Annotated in this window: 21 protein-coding genes; 19 read left to right on the top strand and 2 right to left on the bottom strand. The window is 40.4% G+C overall.

Going from position 1 to position 19,454, the window contains the following annotated elements; translation table 11 throughout:
• The first annotated feature begins 100 nt into the window (after positions 1–100).
• Positions 101–682, top strand: coding sequence for an ECF transporter S component (locus AC25Y6_RS02590; protein WP_482101903.1), 582 nt, complete (start codon positions 101–103; stop codon positions 680–682).
• A gap of 245 nt (positions 683–927) precedes the next feature.
• Here the strand turns inward: AC25Y6_RS02590 and AC25Y6_RS02585 are convergent, their stop codons facing one another.
• A complete protein-coding gene (locus AC25Y6_RS02585; RefSeq protein ID WP_340795973.1) occupies positions 928–1,179 on the bottom strand; it encodes a ferredoxin in 252 nt (83 codons plus the stop codon).
• 109 nt (positions 1,180–1,288) lie between these two features.
• On the opposite strand from AC25Y6_RS02585, the gene AC25Y6_RS02580 reads away from it, so the two are divergent.
• From AC25Y6_RS02580 to AC25Y6_RS02560, 5 genes are all read left to right on the top strand, one after another.
• Positions 1,289–2,329 (top strand): YpbB family protein, encoded by a 1,041-nt coding sequence (locus AC25Y6_RS02580; RefSeq protein ID WP_482104459.1) that lies wholly within the window; start codon positions 1,289–1,291, stop codon positions 2,327–2,329.
• Positions 2,329–3,765, top strand: a complete 1,437-nt coding sequence (locus AC25Y6_RS02575; RefSeq protein WP_488141955.1) for a RecQ family ATP-dependent DNA helicase — start codon at positions 2,329–2,331, stop codon at positions 3,763–3,765. The genes AC25Y6_RS02580 and AC25Y6_RS02575 overlap by 1 nt, the downstream gene beginning before the upstream one ends.
• 226 nt (positions 3,766–3,991) lie before the next feature.
• Positions 3,992–4,666: a LysM peptidoglycan-binding domain-containing protein gene (locus tag AC25Y6_RS02570; protein WP_488141954.1), complete on the top strand. Its 675-nt coding sequence runs from the start codon at positions 3,992–3,994 to the stop codon at positions 4,664–4,666.
• 64 nt (positions 4,667–4,730) lie between these two features.
• A complete protein-coding gene (locus AC25Y6_RS02565; RefSeq protein WP_488141953.1) occupies positions 4,731–5,507 on the top strand; it encodes a metallophosphoesterase in 777 nt (258 codons plus the stop codon).
• Between the two features lie 26 nt (positions 5,508–5,533).
• Positions 5,534–6,505 carry a YpdA family putative bacillithiol disulfide reductase gene (locus AC25Y6_RS02560; protein WP_488141952.1) on the top strand — a complete coding sequence of 324 codons (972 nt, stop codon included), beginning with the start codon at positions 5,534–5,536 and terminating at the stop codon, positions 6,503–6,505.
• A 62-nt stretch (positions 6,506–6,567) separates the two neighbouring features.
• Here AC25Y6_RS02560 and AC25Y6_RS02555 read toward each other — a convergent pair whose 3' ends face one another.
• Complete coding sequence (locus tag AC25Y6_RS02555) at positions 6,568–7,506, bottom strand: asparaginase (RefSeq protein ID WP_488141951.1); 939 nt, start codon at positions 7,504–7,506, stop codon at positions 6,568–6,570.
• A gap of 60 nt (positions 7,507–7,566) precedes the next feature.
• Here AC25Y6_RS02555 and prsW point away from each other — a divergent pair, with 60 nt between their 5' ends.
• The 13 genes from prsW (at position 7,567) to AC25Y6_RS02490 (ending at position 19,370) form a co-directional block, all read left to right on the top strand.
• Positions 7,567–8,250, top strand: coding sequence for a glutamic-type intramembrane protease PrsW (prsW, locus tag AC25Y6_RS02550; protein WP_482101896.1), 684 nt, complete (start codon positions 7,567–7,569; stop codon positions 8,248–8,250).
• Positions 8,251–8,326: 76 nt separating this feature from the next.
• Positions 8,327–9,118, top strand: a complete 792-nt coding sequence (sleB, locus tag AC25Y6_RS02545; protein WP_482104453.1) for a spore cortex-lytic enzyme — start codon at positions 8,327–8,329, stop codon at positions 9,116–9,118.
• A gap of 81 nt (positions 9,119–9,199) precedes the next feature.
• Positions 9,200–10,486 carry a PepSY1/2 domain-containing protein gene (locus AC25Y6_RS02540; protein ID WP_488141950.1) on the top strand — a complete coding sequence of 429 codons (1,287 nt, stop codon included), beginning with the start codon at positions 9,200–9,202 and terminating at the stop codon, positions 10,484–10,486.
• A 44-nt stretch (positions 10,487–10,530) separates the two neighbouring features.
• Positions 10,531–11,199 (top strand): flagellar brake protein, encoded by a 669-nt coding sequence (locus AC25Y6_RS02535; RefSeq protein WP_482101893.1) that lies wholly within the window; start codon positions 10,531–10,533, stop codon positions 11,197–11,199.
• A 196-nt stretch (positions 11,200–11,395) separates the two neighbouring features.
• Complete coding sequence (gene cmk, locus AC25Y6_RS02530; RefSeq protein WP_488141949.1) at positions 11,396–12,073, top strand: (d)CMP kinase; 678 nt, start codon at positions 11,396–11,398, stop codon at positions 12,071–12,073.
• Positions 12,070–12,654 (top strand): lysophospholipid acyltransferase family protein, encoded by a 585-nt coding sequence (locus AC25Y6_RS02525; protein WP_482101891.1) that lies wholly within the window; start codon positions 12,070–12,072, stop codon positions 12,652–12,654. Before cmk ends, AC25Y6_RS02525 begins: the two co-directional genes overlap by 4 nt.
• 82 nt (positions 12,655–12,736) lie before the next feature.
• A complete protein-coding gene (rpsA, locus tag AC25Y6_RS02520; RefSeq protein WP_488141948.1) occupies positions 12,737–13,885 on the top strand; it encodes a 30S ribosomal protein S1 in 1,149 nt (382 codons plus the stop codon).
• 172 nt (positions 13,886–14,057) lie between these two features.
• Positions 14,058–15,368, top strand: coding sequence for a ribosome biogenesis GTPase Der (gene der / locus AC25Y6_RS02515; protein ID WP_482101889.1), 1,311 nt, complete (start codon positions 14,058–14,060; stop codon positions 15,366–15,368).
• 33 nt (positions 15,369–15,401) lie between these two features.
• The gene (locus tag AC25Y6_RS02510; RefSeq protein WP_488141947.1) at positions 15,402–16,424 is read left to right on the top strand and encodes an NAD(P)H-dependent glycerol-3-phosphate dehydrogenase; all 1,023 of its coding nucleotides are present in this window, start codon (positions 15,402–15,404) and stop codon (positions 16,422–16,424) included.
• Positions 16,425–16,463: 39 nt separating this feature from the next.
• Entirely contained in the window at positions 16,464–16,658 is a 195-nt protein-coding gene (locus AC25Y6_RS02505; RefSeq protein WP_482102019.1) for a DUF2768 domain-containing protein, read from the top strand.
• Positions 16,658–17,380, top strand: coding sequence for a hypothetical protein (locus tag AC25Y6_RS02500; RefSeq protein WP_482104448.1), 723 nt, complete (start codon positions 16,658–16,660; stop codon positions 17,378–17,380). The genes AC25Y6_RS02505 and AC25Y6_RS02500 overlap by 1 nt, the downstream gene beginning before the upstream one ends.
• A 76-nt stretch (positions 17,381–17,456) precedes the next feature.
• Positions 17,457–18,935 carry a stage IV sporulation protein A gene (gene spoIVA, locus AC25Y6_RS02495; RefSeq protein ID WP_488141946.1) on the top strand — a complete coding sequence of 493 codons (1,479 nt, stop codon included), beginning with the start codon at positions 17,457–17,459 and terminating at the stop codon, positions 18,933–18,935.
• A gap of 162 nt (positions 18,936–19,097) precedes the next feature.
• Positions 19,098–19,370 (top strand): HU family DNA-binding protein, encoded by a 273-nt coding sequence (locus AC25Y6_RS02490; protein WP_482101885.1) that lies wholly within the window; start codon positions 19,098–19,100, stop codon positions 19,368–19,370.
• The last annotated feature ends 84 nt before the right edge of the window (positions 19,371–19,454 follow it).

Raw genomic sequence — 19,454 nt, 5'->3', positions numbered from 1 at the left:
CTCCTTAAAGCCTATTTGCTTTAGGGATTTTTTGTCGACATATATAGGATGGAACGGCCTTTCCTCTTTTGAAGTGAATCGCAAAAGGAGAGAGGAACAAATGACAAACAAGAAATTACGTAAGATGATTTTGATCGCGATACTAGGGAGTATTTCAACTGTTTTGATGCAGTTTAACTTCCCGTTACCTGCATTACCGGCATTTCTGAAAATCGATTTCAGTGAGATTCCTGCCGTTTTGGCAATTATGACTATGGGACCTGTAGCTGGAATATCGGTTGAATTGCTTAAAAATATTATGCACTGGTTCATGTCAGGGAGCCCGACAGGAGTACCTGTAGGAGAACTTGCAAACTTTGTAACGGGTGTACTCTTTATACTACCTATCTATTTCATCTTCAATAAATTCCGGACGGCTAAAGGCCTTACGGTCGGTCTGATTGCTGGAACAGTTGCGATGGCAGTCGGCATGAGCGTCCTGAACTATGTATTGTTTTTACCAATGTACGGTTACTTCCTTAATATGCCAGCCATGTCAGGTGATGCATTGTACTCAATGATTGTATTGGGAATCTTACCATTTAACCTTGTCAAAGGTGTTATTCTAATGGTTATTACATTGCTACTTTTCAATAGTATGCAAAAATGGATTGCTCAACAGCGGTCACAATTAGCTTCTTAAATTACAAATGTCACGAGTCAAACTACTATATATAGAGAAAAGCCGTACCGGGAAGTTTTACCGGTACGGCTTTTCTATGTATTAATTAATTTAGTGACCTGAAGGTGAGTTCAGCGCGTTCAACACTGCATAGGACATGCTTGTGGAGTAATCTAGTGTAGTTGGTCGGTATGGTATTTCCAACGTCAACTGAGAGGCGCTGAGCTAGTAATACTGGTTGGTGTATGTCGACTACTAATTTGAAATTAATCTTCGTATTTTAACGCATCGCCATCAAATGGTGCATCGGCAGTCTTGATTGAATCGGTTGGACAGCCATCGAAAGCATCTTCCAAATCTTCCATTAGTTCTTCTGGAACTTCCGCTGTACCCGTGTTATCATCGAGGATAACGTAAGCAATCCCCTCGTCATCATAATCGTATATATCTGGAGCAGCTGCTCCACACGCCCCACATGCGATGCATGTATCTTGGTCGACGATTGTATATTTAGGCATAGTCTTTTTCTCCTCTTTTCTCCGTACAAAAAATTTACTTCATAATCCATTCTAATGATGTTGACAAGAGTTTTCAACAAAAAACGTTTGTTTATCGGAGGAATTCAAAATGAATCTATTTTCAATACTATTAACCATCATAAGTAGAATAGATGGGGAACGCAAAATCTATGCGGGTTTTCACCTATTACGCGGCAAAAAATCAGGTCAGACTTTGCAGGATGTCGAATATTACGGCTTAAAAGAATTCTTTGGCATTTTACCAAAATTGTCGTTAGAAGAGTTTAATTTAGTTGCTCATCAATTGGCGGATCAAGAACTTATTTTAACCATGAATGATTCATACGTCAAGTTGACTGAACAGGGAAATGCCGAAGTTGCAAAAATTCAATCTTATCAATTTAACGGTTGGGACTATAGAGGTCGTGAAATGATTTTTTTTGGAAGATTATCGCTTACAGTTCAAACGGTCTCTAATTTTAAGGCAGGTGAAAAGTCTTTCATGCCAGTTCAAAAAGACCGCGATATCCAGCACTTTGTAAAATCTTTCTTACATACTTTGCCTATTGGCGATCCTGCGTTTTCTCGCTTGCTTAGCGAAGAGCTTCGCGTTTGCTTTACACGAAGCGGAATAGACGACATTCAAAAGCAAGTTATCACCTATCGATTGAGCGGTTTTAAAATGAGCGGATGGACTTGGGATCAATTATCGGATACTTTGAAACAAAATCCATTTGACATCCGTCTACTTTTTATAGAAGCATTACATATATTACTAACTGTAATCTTAAATTCATCCGATTTGCCTTTGTTGCGAAAATTAGCTGAAAATGTCAAGGTTTCGACATACTTGACTGATTCGTCAGTAAAAACGAAACAGCTTTTTATCCGTGGACTATCGATTGAAGACATAGTCAATGTACGTAAATTGAAAACAAGTACGATTGAAGATCACTTCGTCGAAATGTCTATTAATGACTTAGAATTCCCTCTAACTGATTTTGTTTCAGAGGAAGATGTAGTGGCAGTCATTGCGAAAGTTAGTGAATTTGGAACACGAAGACTTCGAGTGCTGAAATCGGAATTCGAGCACTTGTCCTATTTTCAACTACGACTAATTCTAGGTGCTCGGACTGGAGTGGAATGCTAGTGGAGATTCACAAAATTTTGAAAGAGAAATTTGGTTTTGACCAATTCAGGACGGGTCAAGAGGAAGTGATTCGCGATGTAATTGCAGGAAAAGATACGGTTGCCATTTTGCCTACAGGCATTGGGAAATCCCTTTGCTACCAACTACCAGCATATGTCTTTGAAGGAGCAGTCTTAATCGTTTCACCCTTGGTTGCTTTAATGGAAGACCAAGTGGCCATCATGAAAAGAAATGGAGAAAAACGAGTGGTTGCTTTGAATTCATTCCACACTTATTCTGAAAAGACACGAATAATGAATGAGTTGCACCATTATAAATTTATTTTTATTTCACCTGAAATGCTGTTGCAGAAAAAAGTGACTGCACTACTCCGCACTTTGAATGTGTCGTTATTCGTAGTGGATGAGGCGCATTGTATATCGCAATGGGGATTTGATTTTCGGCCAGATTACTTACGGATTGGGGAATTGTTCAACGGTGTGGCGCGTCCGGGTATTTTGGCTTTAACGGCTACAGCGGATGATAAGGTAAAAGCTGATATTTGCCATTATTTACAGTTACGGACACCAATCATCCATCAGCAATCACTTGATCGTCCGAATATTTCATATTCGATTATTAAAGTTGACAACGGGATGATGAAAACGGATTGGATAAGAAGTCGTATAATTGAAACACAGGGTCCTGGAATTATATACGTTGCTTCAAGAAAACGTGCGGATAAACTTTCAGCAATCCTCCAGACGGACGGTGTATCAGTCGCATCTTACCACGCTGGTAAAGAACAAGAAGATCGTGCATTTATCCAAGAGCAGTTCATTACTGGTGAAATTAGTTGGATTTGCGCTACAAATGCTTTTGGCATGGGTATACATAAGAATGATATCCGTCAAGTAATCCATGAACATGTGCCCCAGGCCATTGCAAGTTATATTCAAGAAGTTGGAAGGGCAGGCCGGGACGGTAAACAATCTGCTGCAACATTGCTTTTTTCTCCAGAAGACGAATCGAGAACACGGTTTATTGTTCAAGATGATATACCACAAGAAACTGAAATTCGGCATTATCAACAGCTTCTAGTGAATAATGTTTCACCTAATGAGGCTGCAGAATTAGCGCGAATCAGCGAAACAGGAAAACGTGTCATGGATTACTATATTGAACGGATGCCAATCGAAGACGTTATTATTCGGATGAATGAGTTAATAAGGGAAAAAGAGGCACAGCTACAGACGATGCTTCGACTAATCCACTCAGATCAATGCATTCGACACGAAATTTTACGTTTTTTTGGTGAGAACTGTGAAGTGAAACCTCAATATTGTTGTTCAGTTTGCAGAACTGCAGAATTTATAGGCACTGTTGGACAAAAGTCGATTCCATTCGATAAACGAACGATGGATTGGGATCAAAGACTAGCTGTACTTCTTGGATAATAGCTCGGTTTCTCAAACAAGTTCACTTAGTATGAGCCTTCAGCTAGTCAAAAGGTGTCCTAAATTCGTCGCGTCCTGCAGGCACAGGCTCAATTCAAAATCTGGACGCAATCTATTCCAAGATGAAAGCGTAGTGGCAGTAGTGATTTCACCAATGTGTATTTGATTTTTACGACAAAACTCGTCATAATAGAAGAATAGTACGATGCGATAGGAGAATGTGGCGATGAAAAAAGATGATTACAAGACTGAATTCGAAGAGCACAGAAAAGAAATCAGTTTAGACGAAGGTTCAGAAGTTGGAGACCTTCCATCGCGTACGGAATTACACAGGAAAGGTCGGAAGCCGAAAAAGAAATCCGGCCATTTGATGATTAACATAATTCTTGGACTATTTACGCTGATTCCAGTACTCATTTTAGTTTATTTCATTTCTGATTTTTATTCCCCTGGTGATATGACATCTGCAAAAGGTGGCGAAACGGGTATACGCTTTGAAACTAGTAAGGAAGCGGCCGATAAAAAAAATGATGCCACCGATAAGGATATTGCAATTGAGGCCGAGGATGATGAGAGTAAAACAGATAGCAAAGATGATGGGGAAAGTACAAGTAAACCGGTCAGTGGAGCGGAAAAGCCAGTAGTCAAAGCCGATCCAATTCCTGAGAAGAAACCAGTAGTGAAGCCGGAACCTAAGCCAGAGAAGAAATCTGAACCAAAACCTGAACCAAAACCTGAACCAAAACCAACTGCTAAAACGCATAAAGTGGCCAGTAATGAGAATCTATATCGTATTTCACTGAAATATTATGGCAATGGAACAGGTGTAGATAAAATTAGAAATGCGAATGGCTTGTCTTCAAATGAAATTAGTGTGGGCCAGACGCTCGTTATTCCTTGATAAATAACATTGTGGAAGAAGGCAAAGTGTACTTGCTTTGCCTTTTTCCTATGAAAGGTGGGGCATGATTACGGTCAATAAAACAATTAAGTTATTAGTATTAATTATAGTCGGCTTCATCATATTCATGTTTATGAGCGCCAGAAGAAGGAACGTTGTTCACCATAGCATGAACATAGAAAGTCAAAGCTTACACGACAAAAGGCTATCAGTATTTTTCATTTCTGATATTCATAGGCGTAAAATCGATGATAAGCTACTAGCTAAAATTCAATTCGAAAATACAATTGATGTAGTTATCATCGGCGGGGATCTTGCCGAAAAAGGTGTCCCATTAGCGCGTGTCGAGAAGAATATCCGTCAGTTAGCCAGTTTAGGTCCGTTGTTTTTTATCTGGGGGAACAATGACCGTGAGGCAGGAGAAAAGCAAATTAGGGATATGATTAGCCGCTACGGAGGAAAAATCCTTGATAATGAAAATGTAGCAATTCCTGGTCATTCAAAGTGGGGGATTGGTGGAACGGATGATCCATCTAGCGGGAATGTCGATATTGATTCTTCTCTTCAATCCATCGTACAGTATGAAAATGTTATATTTGTTACACATACGCCTTCACTTTTTAGGAAAGTGGAACAGCTTTATCAACCTCGTATATTGCTGGCTGGACATACACACGGAGGTCAAATTAGAATCGGTAAATACGGTCTGGAAGACAAAGGATCCTTCCGCATCAAGAATGGTCGGGCAAAGCTTATCAGCAATGGATATGGCACTTCTAAGATACCGTTACGTCTAGGGGCAGAGCCAGAATGTCATATTATTGCAATCAGATACACTTGAACCGTCCTAAAGGAGCGAAAGTTAAAATGATACTAAAAGATGTAATTGTGATAGGGGGAGGACCATGTGGTCTTTCAGCGGCAATTGAATTGCAAAATAAAGGTCATGACGTACTTGTTATTGAAAAGGGTACTATTGTGAACTCGATTTATCATTATCCAACGCATCAAACCTTTTTCAGTACCAGTATTAAATTATCCATTGGGGATATTCCGTTTATCACTGCAATAGATAGGCCAAAGCGAAATGATGCGCTTGTCTATTATCGTAAAGTAGCTGAATTTAAAAAAATACCCATCAATAATTACGAAAAAGTGGAAGACGTCACTAAGGTAGGTCAAGACTTTTGCGTTTTAACAGACAAAAACGAGTACCAAGCTGCAAACGTTGTTGTTGCGACTGGCTATTATGACAATCCAAATCGATTGGGAATTGAAGGGGAGGAACTTCCGAACGTTTTCCATTATTTTAAAGAAGCACACCCTTACTTCGGAAAGAAGGTTGTTGTCATTGGAGGTAAGAACTCCTCCATTGACGCAGCACTAGAATTGGAACGTGCCGGCGCACAGGTTACCGTAATTTATCGGGGTTCTGACTATTCACCGAGTATCAAACCATGGATTTTACCGGGATTTGACAGTCTTGTCCGCAGTGGTGACATTGATATGCATTTTAATGCGGATTTACTCAAAATCACTAACTCATCTGTTGTGTTTGAAAAAAAGGGAGAGACATTCGAATTCGATAATGATTTTGTCTTTGCGATGATTGGCTATCATCCTAACTACGCTTTTTTGGAGAAAATAGGTATTACAATTGATAAAGAAAGTGGACGTCCCACTTTTGATGAAGAAACGATGGAGTCGAATGTGGAAGGGCTCTTTGTAGCGGGGGTAATAGCAGCTGGAAATAATGCCAATGAAATTTTTATTGAAAATGGAAAGTTTCATGGAGACTTAATCGCGCGAGCAATCGAAATGAAAAAAAACGAGAAATAAAAAAGGCTACTCTTCACCTGATTAGACCAGGTGAAGAGTAGCCTTTTTCGTTGCTTATGAAACTACTGCGAACATAGTTCTAGCAATAGTTTTAAACGCGCTTTCTGACCACTAAGTCCGTGTTCGAAACGCACACCCATTTTACTCAACATTTTCCCTCCTCCTTCATAAGCATAAATGTCTTGAGCAATTCCGTTGAAACAACGGGAAACTAGAATAATTGGAAGACCGTCAGAAAGGAGCTGTCTGATTCCTGTGATTAGATCAGGTGGAACATTGCCCTGTCCAAGTCCCTCGAGAACCAAGCCGTCATACCCGAGTGAGGCGATTGATATTAGCAAGTCTGAATCCATTCCCGCATAGACTTTGAACATTGCTACCTTTTTAGTGATTTTCACTATTGGGAGATACGTTCGGGAAAGTGGCGCATGATGAAAATGAATGTCCGACTTCGTTACGATACCGATTGGACCGTATTGCGGACTTTGGAAAGTTGATACGCTACTACTATGAGTCTTTGTCACGTTAGTCGCTGTATGGATTTCATCGTTTAGGACGACGAGCACACCTTTTCCGATGGCGTAGTCTGAAGCTGCAACCCTGACAGCAGACATCAGATTGTAAACGCCATCCGATCCGATTTCATTGGAAGAGCGCATGGCACCTGTTAATACAATGGGGATGCTGAAATTCGTTGACAGTTCTAGGAAATATGCTGTCTCTTCAAGTGTGTCCGTGCCATGGGTAATGACTACACCATCGAAGTGATTGTCCTCAATATGTCGAGATATTAATTTTTGCAGCTCCAACATCTCTACGGGTGTAATGTGAGGGGAAGGTAAATTAAATGCTTCCACTTCTGTAATCGTAGCGAAATGTTGGATGTTATATATTTCTAATGCTAGTGGATTGGTCGCACTTAACATAACGCCGCCCGTTGTGATATCCAGTTCCATCGAAATTGTGCCGCCTGTATGTACGAGTAGAATATTTTTCAGCATTTTAGTTCCTCCTGTTTAAGGGAATTGATGGTATAATAAAGCGGAAATGGAGGCCAGCCTATGTTCATTTTGCTTACCGTAGCGATTGCGCCGGGATTGGCGCTCTTCAGTTATTTTTATTTAAGAAAACAAATTGCAAAAGAACCATCTCTGACATTATTTCATACATTCTTATATGGTGCTATCATGACTTTCCCAATATTGTTCATTCAACATGTTTTCGAAGAGGAAAACATTTTTTCTAACTACTTCTTTCGAAATGTAGTCTTTACCAGCGGTCTTGAAGAGTTTTTTAAATGGCTTATCCTTCTGTTAGCGATTTATCGTCATGTAGAATTTGAAGATGCTTATGATGGAATCCTTTATGGTGCCAGCGCTTCCTTAGGTTTTGCAACAGTTGAAAATATTATTTATCTCTTAACATTTGGAACTGATACAGCTTTTCTCCGTGCTTTACTGCCAGTTTCAAGTCATGCCCTTTTCGGTGTTGTCATGGGTTATTATTTTGGACGTGCTAAGTTCGCAGTTGAAGCACACGTTAATAAGTACTTATTTTTAGCATTACTAGCTCCATATGGTCTTCACTTCATATACAATGGCATCCTTGCCGTAGATGATTTGTGGCTGTATCTGATTATTCCTTTTATGTTATTTCTATGGTGGTTTGGCTTAACACGAGTTAAATATGCACATTCATTCGCAATGCAACAATTCAGACGTAAAACCCGAATGAACACTAAATGATTCAGCAATTGCTGAATCATTTTTTTGTTTTGCTAATAATAATGATGATTTTGGACAAACTGATTTAAAAGGAGGAATGAACTTGAAAAAATTGATTATCCGCATGATTACAATCGTCCTTCTCCTCGGAAGTGCATATGCTGCGTCTCCCGGTCAAATTGAGGCATTCAGCACGCAGAATGTTGCGCGAGGAGCTTTCGGAGATGACGTTATTGAACTGCAGTCAAGACTTCAGTATATCGGTTATTACACTGGGACAATTGATGGGAAATTCGGTTATGGAACCTATTGGGCTTTACGTAACTTTCAAGAGGAATATGGACTTCCAGTTGACGGAATTGCAGGGTTACAGACAAGAAAGAAATTAGTGGATGCATCTAATTATGATGAGAAATTCGTTAAAGATAATATGAATAAAGGAAATAAGTTCACTCATTACGGAAGTAAGCCGCTAGCATCTCAAGTGGATAAAGGCGCAGGGAAAAAAGAGAATGTTCAATTACCTGCAAAGTATTCGGATGCAGATCTTAATCTGATAGCAAATGCGGTTTACGGTGAAGCAAGGGGCGAGCCATATGAAGGCCAGGTAGCAGTTGCAGCAGTCATTTTAAACCGCATAGAGCATCCTGACTTTCCGGATACTGTAGGTGGCGTAATTTTCCAACCACTGGCCTTTACTGCTGTTGCAGATGGTCAAATATGGCTTACTCCCAACGAACGAGCAAAAGAGGCGGTCCTGGATGCGATTAATGGCTGGGATCCGTCAGAAAACTCGATTTACTACTTTAACCCTATTACAGCAACAAGTGAATGGATTTGGTCGCGACCACAAATAAAGAAGATTGGGCTGCATGTATTTTGCCATTAAGGACTAACATTTGAACACGAAAGGAGGATAGGGCAAATATAGTGGGAATAACAAAAGGCTCCTGCTGTTATTTGCTGATTTATGAAAAAACTGATGTTTGTTTTGATATACTCTGTAGCAGCACTTTCAATTTTTTCTTATACTAAAGCGGCTGAAAATAAAGAGCTATCTATAGCCTTAAGCAACCAATATGCTAATAAGATGACTGATGCGTCGAAGAAGCTGGAAGAATTAGATATTGCGGTGAAGAAAACGTTATTATTTAATGAGACAGAAGGCTCATCTGAAGCACGGGAGGACATTTGGCGCTTATCATCTGATATAAAAAACTCCGTATCCTCTCTGCCGATGGATCCAAGTTTTTCTACATCCTGGATGAATTATCTTGGACGACTTGGTAACTTTGCAAAGGAGACTGACCGTTCAAAGGATAATGCTGAATATCACCGAGTAATGAAATTAGCCTCCAAGAATCTGAGTTCCATGTCGGATGAGTGGCAAGTTGCAACTGCAGGCATGGTGACCGGAGATTTGTCGGTTGATGGATGGAATAAAAGACTCGATAGTGCAAGTGCTGGACATGATTGGACGGGAATGGGCACTGCTGTAAAGCAGTATACAGAAAGTGATTTCCCGCTCACGGCAAGTGAGTCGGATTCGATGAAAAAGAAAGATCTTAAAGAAATAGAAGATCCGAAAGTTACAAAAGAACAGGCTGTTACCAACTTTAAAAAATTGTTCCCACACCTATCAAACGAAACCATTGTTGTAGAAAAAAGCCAACCAGGATCTCCCTATCCGTTTTATCATATTCGTTTCGCGGAAGATGAGTCTGTCGGTTACATCGACATCACAGAAAAAGGTGGCCATGTCTTATCATTATTAACGGAAAGACCTTTTGGAAAAGAAAGCCTTCCGTTTGAAGACTTGAAAAAGAAAGCTGAGTCGTTTTTAAAAGAAGCGGGGTATAAGGATCTTGTTTATGAAGAGGCAAGGGAAAATAATACAGCATGGCATATGGTGTTTGTTCGAGTAGAACCTGAATATGGTGCAAAAGTATTTTCAGATATCATTCATTTGAAAATCGCCAAAGATAATGCAGGTATAATCGGATTGGATGCTTCTGAATATGTACGTAAAGAGAAAACTTCGAAGCAACCGATAACGAAAAAGGATTGGAAATCATTTTTCCACACCAATGTAACGATTGTTAAAGAAGAATATGCATATGTTGAAAATCGTCAGTTGGAACAGCGACTTGCACATTATATGACTGTCACATTAGATGAAAATGGTGAAACAGGTACGTATGCTGTTATTGTCGACACTGAAACATCCGAAGTAATTAAAACGGAAAGGTTACAGTAAAATAGGCATTGGATTTTCCATCTTGTCATGACATAATAGGATGTATGACATATAGATGGCAGGTGTTACATGTGCTACTTTCGATAGGGACAATTATTGTTATTGACAAGGATTTTACTAAAGATGGTGAAAAGTTTAAAAGTAAAGTGGTCGATATGAGTGATGGGTACGTGATGATTGACTATCCAACTCATATTGAAACCGGACGCACTTCATTCTTCATGGATGGAACGCAGTTACAAGTGAACTTCACTGATAGCACCAAAATTTCATATGCATTTCGGACAGAAGTAAGTGGTCGCCTTAATAAAGGGATCCCCATGCTGAAATTAACCTATCCTGGTGATGATCAACTCATTAAGATACAAAGGCGCCAATTTGTAAGAGTAGAATCAGCAATAGATGTCGCTGTGGAGAAAAATAGTCTATTCAGCCAATATGTCGCTGCAGACTTAAGTGCAGGCGGTATCGCACTTTTTTTGTCAAACTTCACAACACTAGTCGCTGAGGAAGTCGTATCGTTAATTATCGTATTACCGTTCAATAGTCACGATATTAAGTATGTTAAATTATCTGCAAAGGTCGTCAGAGTATGGGAGAAAGATGGAAGAATAATCGCTTCGCTGGAATTTGAGAAAGTAAATGCATTTGTGCGTCAATCCATCATTCGGTTCTGCTTTGAACGACAATTGCAAATGAGAGATATTAAATAGAATTTAAATGGGGGAAAGTCCGTGATAAAAGGGCTTTTCTCTTTTCATTTTCATGACTAGCGCGCCGAAGGGAAATGGTTAATTCGAAGAAAAATACAAATTCCGCGGCTTTTACCTTTTCTTTCACAACCTAACAAAGGCGCTGACGTCATACTTATGATACAATGTTTTCGAATTGATTACGGGGGTTTGAGAAATGACAAAAAGAATAAAAATCGCGATTGACGGTCCGGCTGCTGCTGGAAAAAGTACAATTGCCAAAATTACAGCTGAAAAACTAGGTTATACGTATATTGATACAGGAGCAATGTACCGTGCACTTACGCATAAGGCATTAGACCGCAACATAAATAGTAATGATGGAATGGAACTGGAGAAATTACTTGAACAGATTGAAATCGTTCTATTACCGTCATCGGTAGGTCAAGCCATAATTGTTGATGGTGTAGATGTATCTGAATCCATTCGCTCACAACTGGTAACTGCCAATGTGTCTGCAGTTGCTGCTCACAGTGGTGTTAGATGCCTAATGGTCGATAAGCAACGGCAATTAGCCGAAGGAGTAGGTGTTGTCATGGATGGCCGTGATATTGGGACAGCTGTGTTGCCAGATGCGGAACTCAAGATTTTTATGACTGCGTCTGTCGAAGAAAGAGCAAGGCGGCGTCATATTGAAGATGAACGTCGCGGTTTCATCACTTCAATTGAACAATTGAAGGCTGAAATAAGCGAACGTGATCGTGCGGATATGGAGAGAGAGGTATCTCCGCTGAGACAGGCAGAAGACGCCGTTCTAATTGACTCAACTTCCATGACCATCGAGGATGTGGCGAAAAAAATTAGCGAACTGGCCGAAAAGAGGATGCGTTTATGAATTTATACCCACTAGGCAAATTTCTGTGTAGCACTATTTTTTATCCGCTATATAGAATTAAAGTAATTGGCAAGGAAAACTTTCCTAAAGAAGGGGGTGTTCTTCTCTGTACGAACCATATTGAGAATGTCGATCCGCCTGTTGTTGGGATCACCTGTCCACGACCTGTTCACTTCATGGCGAAAGAAGAACTTTTCAAATTGCCAGTATTAAAAAGTGTCCTGCCACAAGTGAATGCATATCCGGTGAAACGCGGAATGAGTGATCGAGAGGCGTTTCGTAATACACTTAAAATCCTGAAATCAGGGAAAGTGGTCGGAATGTTTCCTGAAGGCACACGGAGCAAGACGGGCGAACTTGGCGAAGGTCTTGCAGGTGCAGGATTTTTTGCTCTGAAAGGCGGAGATGCTGTCGTTGTTCCTTGCGCAATTATAGGACCTTATAAAGCATTTAAAAGATTAACAGTTGTCTATGGAAAACCGCTTGACATGACGCCTTATCGTGAAAATAGGACGTCGGCTGAAGAGGTTACAGAAGTTATAATGAGTGAGATCAAAAACCTTCTCGAACAAAATAAATGAACAAAATAAGGGTAAATTTTTGTTATTATGAATCGATTCGCATAATATGGAAGTAAGATTCTTTATGAAGGAGGTCTACATAATGACTGAAGAGATGAACTTAGAAACAGAGAACAACTACAATGAAGGTGACCGTGTTACTGGAAAAGTGACGAAAATCGAAGACAAATCGGTGACAGTTGAAATTGCGGGAGCTCCGTTTGATGGTGTTATTCCAATCAGTGAACTATCAAGCCTTCACATTGAGACGGCTTCGGATGCGGTTGCTGAAGGTGATGAACTTGAACTTATTATTATGAAAATCGAAGAAGATAATTATGTTCTTTCAAAACGGAAAGTCGACGCGGAAGATGCTTGGGGTTCACTTGAAGAGAAATTTAACTCAAAAGAAACAATTGAAACGGAAGTGAAAGACGTCGTTAAAGGCGGATTAGTAGTCGACCTAGGCGTACGGGGCTTCATACCAGCATCACTTGTCGAAGATTATTTTGTTGAATCTTTCGAAGAATATAAAGGCCGGACAATGACTTTCAAAATTGTTGAAATGGATAAAGAGAAAAACCGACTAATTCTATCCCACCGTGCGGTGATTCAGGAAGATAAAGAATCGCAAAAAGGTGAGATACTGGATGGTCTTAAAGAAGGCGAAATACTTGAGGGTACTGTCCAACGTCTTGCAGCATTCGGTGCTTTTGTCGATATTGGAGGAATTGATGGACTTGTCCATATTTCACAATTGTCACATGATCATGTTGAAAAAGTGTCGGATGTTTTAAAAGAAGGCGATAAAGTGAATGTCAAGGTTTTGTCAATAGACCGTGATTCAGAACGGATATCACTTTCGATTAAAGACACATTGCCTGGTCCTTGGGAAGGCATCGAAGAAAAGGCTCCAAAGGGAACGAAACTTGATGGAACTGTGAAAAGACTTGTGTCATACGGTGCTTTCGTGGAAGTTTTCCCAGGCGTCGAAGGTCTTGTTCATATCTCGCGTATTTCCCATCAGCACATCGGTACGCCGCATGAAGTGTTGCAGGAAGGTCAAAAGATTGAAGTTAAAGTGTTGGAAGTAAATACACAAGAGAAGCGACTCTCTTTGAGCATTAAAGATCTTGTAGAAAAAGAAGATAATAATTCATACGGTAGCTATGAAATGCCTGAAGAAGCATCAGGCTTCTCAATGGGAGACGTCATTGGTGATCAGTTGAAGAAGTTTGCCAATAGAGACTAATTGGGATGGTAATATAGCTCCACTTTCAACCAATCAGCCCGATTTAGATCCCCAGAAAACGAACAAGTGAACATTATGAACGAGTAATTATAAGGATGATGGTGCTTTTACGGGCATCATCGTCTTTTTTTGTGTATAATATGCAGAAGATAAGCTGGAAGGATGTTAGATTATGAATAAACCAACTGTAGCGATCGTCGGTAGGCCGAACGTCGGGAAATCGACAATATTTAACCGAATCGTTGGTGAACGTATTTCAATCGTAGAAGATGTAGCAGGAGTTACCCGTGACCGTATTTATAGTTCAGCCGATTGGCTCGCGCACGAATTCAACCTGATTGATACTGGTGGAATCGATATTGGAGATGAACCCTTCCTTGAACAAATCCGGCTACAAGCGGAAATTGCAATAGATGAAGCGGATGTAATCATTTTCCTCGTGAATGGCCGTGAAGGAGTAACGGATGCAGATGAACAAGTCGCCAAAATATTGTATAAAACGAAAAAACCTGTCGTTTTGGCAGTGAATAAGGTTGATAATCCGGATATGCGGGATATGATTTATGACTTCTATTCCCTAGGATTTGGTGAACCTTATCCGATTTCGGGTTCACATGGACTAGGACTTGGAGATTTGCTTGACGCGGTAGCAAACGACTTTCCTGAGCCCGGAGCTGAAGAAATTGAAGATGATGTAATTCGGTTTTCATTAATCGGCAGACCGAATGTTGGGAAATCATCACTTGTTAACGCATTTTTAGGCGAGGAACGAGTTATCGTTAGTGATATCCCTGGCACGACAGTAGATGCCATCGATACTGCTTATGAATATGATGGGCAGAAATATAAAATTATCGATACTGCAGGTATGCGTAAAAAAGGTAAAGTATATGAAAATGTGGAGAAATATGCTGTTCTTCGTGCATTAAAAGCCATTGACCGTTCCGATGTCGTTCTCATTGTTATAAATGGGGAAGAAGGTATTCGTGAAATGGACAAGCGAATTGCCGGTTACGCGGAAGATGCAGGAAAAGGTGTCCTTTTTGTTGTCAATAAGTGGGATGCTGTTGAGAAAGACGATAAAACAATGAATAAGTTTATAGCGGATATCCGAGATAATTTCTTATTCCTAGACTATGCACCAATCGCTTTTGTTTCAGCTAAAACGAAACAGCGCGTAAATACTTTGTTTGAAAAAGTTAAGTTAATAAGTGAAAACCATGCACTACGAATCCAATCAAGTGTCTTGAATGAAGTAATCGAAGATGCGGTTGCAAGAAATCCAGCACCTAGTAGCAAAGGACGTAGACTGCGTATTTATTACGCCACGCAAGTAGCCGTCAAACCGCCAACTTTCGTCGTCTTTGTGAACGACATTGAAATCATGCACTTCTCTTATGAGCGTTTTTTACAAAACCGTCTTCGGGAATCATTCGGCTTCGAGGGAACGCCAATCCGGCTCATAACACGTGCAAGAAGCTGACCGGATTTGGAGAAGAAAGGATGTCTGTATGAAATGGAAAAAGTAACCGTTATAGGCGCCGGAAGCTGGGGGACAGCAATTGCTTTTGTCTTAGCAGAAAATGGTCATGACTGTTTACTCTGGGCGAGACGTTCTGACCAGTCTTCCGAAGTGAATGAAAAACATACAAATCATTCATATTTACCGGGTATTTCTTTACCGGCCAATTTGACAGCAACATCTGACTTGGAAAAGGCTGTGATGCACGGGGATACCGTCATCATAGCTGTTCCAACAAAAGCAATTCGTGAAATCTGTTCAGAACTGAATACTATGGAACTCAATCCGAAATTGATTGTTCATGTTTCTAAAGGCATTGAGCCTGATTCGTTGAAGCGGATTTCCGAGATGATTTCGGAGGAACTGGATTCCACTAAGAGATCTGCTATTGTTGCGCTTTCAGGACCAAGCCATGCGGAAGAAGTTGTGCTGCGTCATCCGACGACAGTGACGGCTGCTTCTCTGGATTTAGACGCTGCGGAAAAAGTTCAGGACTTATTTATGAACAATTACTTCCGTGTCTATACCAATTCTGATCTCCTAGGTGTTGAAATTGGAGCTGCACTTAAAAATGTTATAGCGCTTGCTGCCGGTATTTCTGATGGCCTTGGTTATGGTGACAACGCAAAAGCTGCGCTTATTACACGAGGGTTAGCAGAAATTTCTAGACTCGGTGTTAAGATGGGGGCAAATCCTTTGACGTTTTCAGGCTTAACGGGCCTGGGAGATTTGATTGTCACTTGTACAAGTGTTCATTCACGTAACTGGAAAGCAGGTAACATGCTCGGTAAAGGAAATAGTCTAGATGAAGTTGTATCAGGCATGGGAATGGTCATTGAAGGTGTCAGAACAGCTAAAGCTGCCCATCAGCTTGCAGCCCAGTACGGGGTCTCCATGCCGCTCACAGAGGCACTGTATTCTATTCTATTTGAAGACATACCGCCGAAACATGCTGTTGATCAATTAATGACTCGCATGAAAAAACAGGAAGTGGAAGATCTCTTCGGTACAAGGTAATTCTTTAACTATACGAAAGGAGGACTTAAATTGTCCTCAATGGATAAGATGTGGCTATCGTTTTATGCAATGGGATTCATGTTCATTTCTATGGGTCTTATTTATGTAAGCCGACATAAGCTTAAAAATAAAATAATTAAATTTCTACTAGCGCTAATCGCTTATTCTTTGTTGATTTTCGCATTTTTTGCGATGATTTATCTTGTGTTTAATGGCCCGACAGGAGGAGCATGATGAAAAAGTCAGTAAAAAGAATCAGTTTACTCCTGATGTCTTCATTTATTTTTGTTTTATCAGGCTGTATGTACCCTTCCGAAAAAACAACTGGTCAGGAAATCCCTTACGCCGATCAGCTGGAATCAATGCAAAAGGCGGTAGATGCCTTCCAACAGAATTCGGGAGGACTATTGCCTATCAAAACACGTGAGCTTGAAACAGATATTTATATCAAATATCCGATTGAGTTTGCTAAACTTGTTCCTGCTTTTACAGAAAAAATACCATCTAATGCTTATGAAACAGGTGGCATTTACCAATATGTGTTGACAAACGTTGAAACGGACCCAACTGTTAAGCTCGTTGATCTACGCTCAGCTGAACGTATTCGTGACTTGAATTTGCGAAAAAACATTAATGGCAAAGTTTCATTCAAGGATGCGGTCGGTGACAATGTTTATGCTGTTGACTTCAAAGCGATGGGTTTCAAAGAGCCGCTGACGGTCCCTAGCCCCTACTCGGAAACTATGTTGCCACTGGTAATCGGAGGGGATGGCATATTTTACATCGATTATTCAATTGACTTGAACCGGATTTTGAAAGAAGAAAAGCCGGATGTTAAAGAAGGCGAAGATATCCGCTATCTACTAGCAGATAATAATCCGGTTTTACCGGCCTACTCTCTCCCTTATACGGTGAATGAAAAGAATGAACCTATATTTATGAGGAATTCAAAATAAAAAACGTTTCATGCTACGTGCATGAAACGTTTTTTATTTACATAAACTAATATGCGCATATAAAGGAGGACGATGGATGAAAGAAGAATTATATGAAAACTTGGCTAGACGTACAGATGGAGATATTTACATTGGAGTCGTTGGTCCTGTTCGTGTAGGGAAATCTACATTTGTTAAAAGGGTGATGGAAGAAGTTGTAATTCCGAACATGACGGACGCGGCGGACCGAATACGAGCACAGGATGAACTTCCACAAAGTTCACCTGGACCCGTGATCATGACATCAGAACCCAAATTTGTACCCGCTCAAGGGACTTCGGTTTCGGTAGGGGATGGAGACTTAAAGTTTCAAATCAGGCTTGCTGATTGCGTGGGCTATGTCATAGACGGTGTTAAAGGGTATGAAGACGAGGATGGACCGAAATACGTTCACACGCCTTGGCACAACGAACCAATACCTTTCGAGGAAGCTGCCCGCATCGGTACCGACAAAGTAATTCGGGATCATTCCACAATTGGAATTCTGGTTACAACGGATGGAACGGTCAATAATATTCCAAGAGCTGCAGCTGAAGTTGCAGAAGCGGAAATCGTTACTAAACTACAGGATATCGGTAAGCCGTTCGTCATTGTGCTGAATTCTAAAATGCCAGCGAATGAAAAAACAGTCACTCTGAAGCAGGAGTTGCATGAGAGATATGGTGTTCCTGTTATCGCTATCAGCGCAGACCAGTTGAATGCGCAGGAAATTCAGCTCATCTTAAAAGAAGCACTGTATGAATTCCCAATTTCGGATATCGAAATACAAAAGCCGGATTGGATGGATGTGCTGGGAAGTGAGCATGAGTTGAATGCTAACATTGACAGGGTTATAAACGAAGGATTCTTGGAAGCTTCGAAAATTCGTAAAGTTCAAGAATTGGCAGAAAAACTGAAAGAAGAAAAGTATGTTAAAAATGCTGATGTTATTGAAGTTGATGCGGGCAAAGGGAAAGCGATTGTGAAAATCGATATGGATGAACAGGCTTTCCGTGAAATTTGTGAAGAAATCATGGGACAGGAGATTGGTTCAAAAAAAGACTGGTTATTGTTTGTTAAAGATGCTGCAAAAGCGAAAAAGTCATATGACATGTATTCGGAAGCAATTGATACAGCTAGAAAACAAGGGTACGGTGTCGCACTTCCGACAATTGATGATTTCAATCCATCACCACCAGAATTAATTAAACAGAACAACTTTTTTGGTGTCCGTATGAAAGCAACAGCACCTTCCCTTCATATCATCAGAGTGGATATGGAAGCTGAATTTTCGCCATTAATCGGATCTGAATTTCACAGCCATCATTTATTGAAAGAATTGAAGAATGCATATTTACATGACAGAGAGGCGTTATGGGAAACCCAATTATTCGGAACGCCCCTACATGAAGTCATGAAAGAAAGCATTCGTTTTAAAACTGCATCGGTTCCGATGAACGCACGAAAACGTCTGCGGGAGACGATTGAGCAGATGGTTAACGATGGTAATAAAGGTATGATTACATTTATCGTATAAAGGAAAAAGATCCGTCAAAAACGGATCTTTTTCTATTTTTCGCCCTTAAAGTGCATGATATTGGCAGTTTCGCGATAATATTGTTGCGTCAGAGATTTTCTTGTGATACTCTTTTTACAGTATTAGAAGCTAGCTAATGCCCTTTGAGAGGAGGTGAATGGTGTGAATAAAACAGAATTGATTACCTCTGTAGCTGAAGCAGCAGAATTAACTAAGAAAGATGCTACAAAAGCTGTCGAAGCTGTATTCGATACGATCCAGTCTACTCTTGCTGAAGGTGAGAAAGTACAATTGATCGGTTTTGGTAACTTCGAAGTTCGTGAGCGCGCAGCACGTAAAGGTCGTAACCCGCAATCTGGAGAAGAAATCGATATCGCAGCAAGCAAAGTTCCCGCTTTTAAAGCTGGTAAAGCGCTTAAAGACGCAGTTAAATAATCTTTGAATTTACATAGGAGTCCGTCCATAGCATCTGTTTTTCAGATGCTTAGGGCGGACTTCTTTCCAATTTCCAACTAAAAC

This window comes from Sporosarcina sp. Y1004 (assembly GCF_057669665.1).
This window is presented reverse-complemented; position numbering and strand designations above follow the sequence as displayed.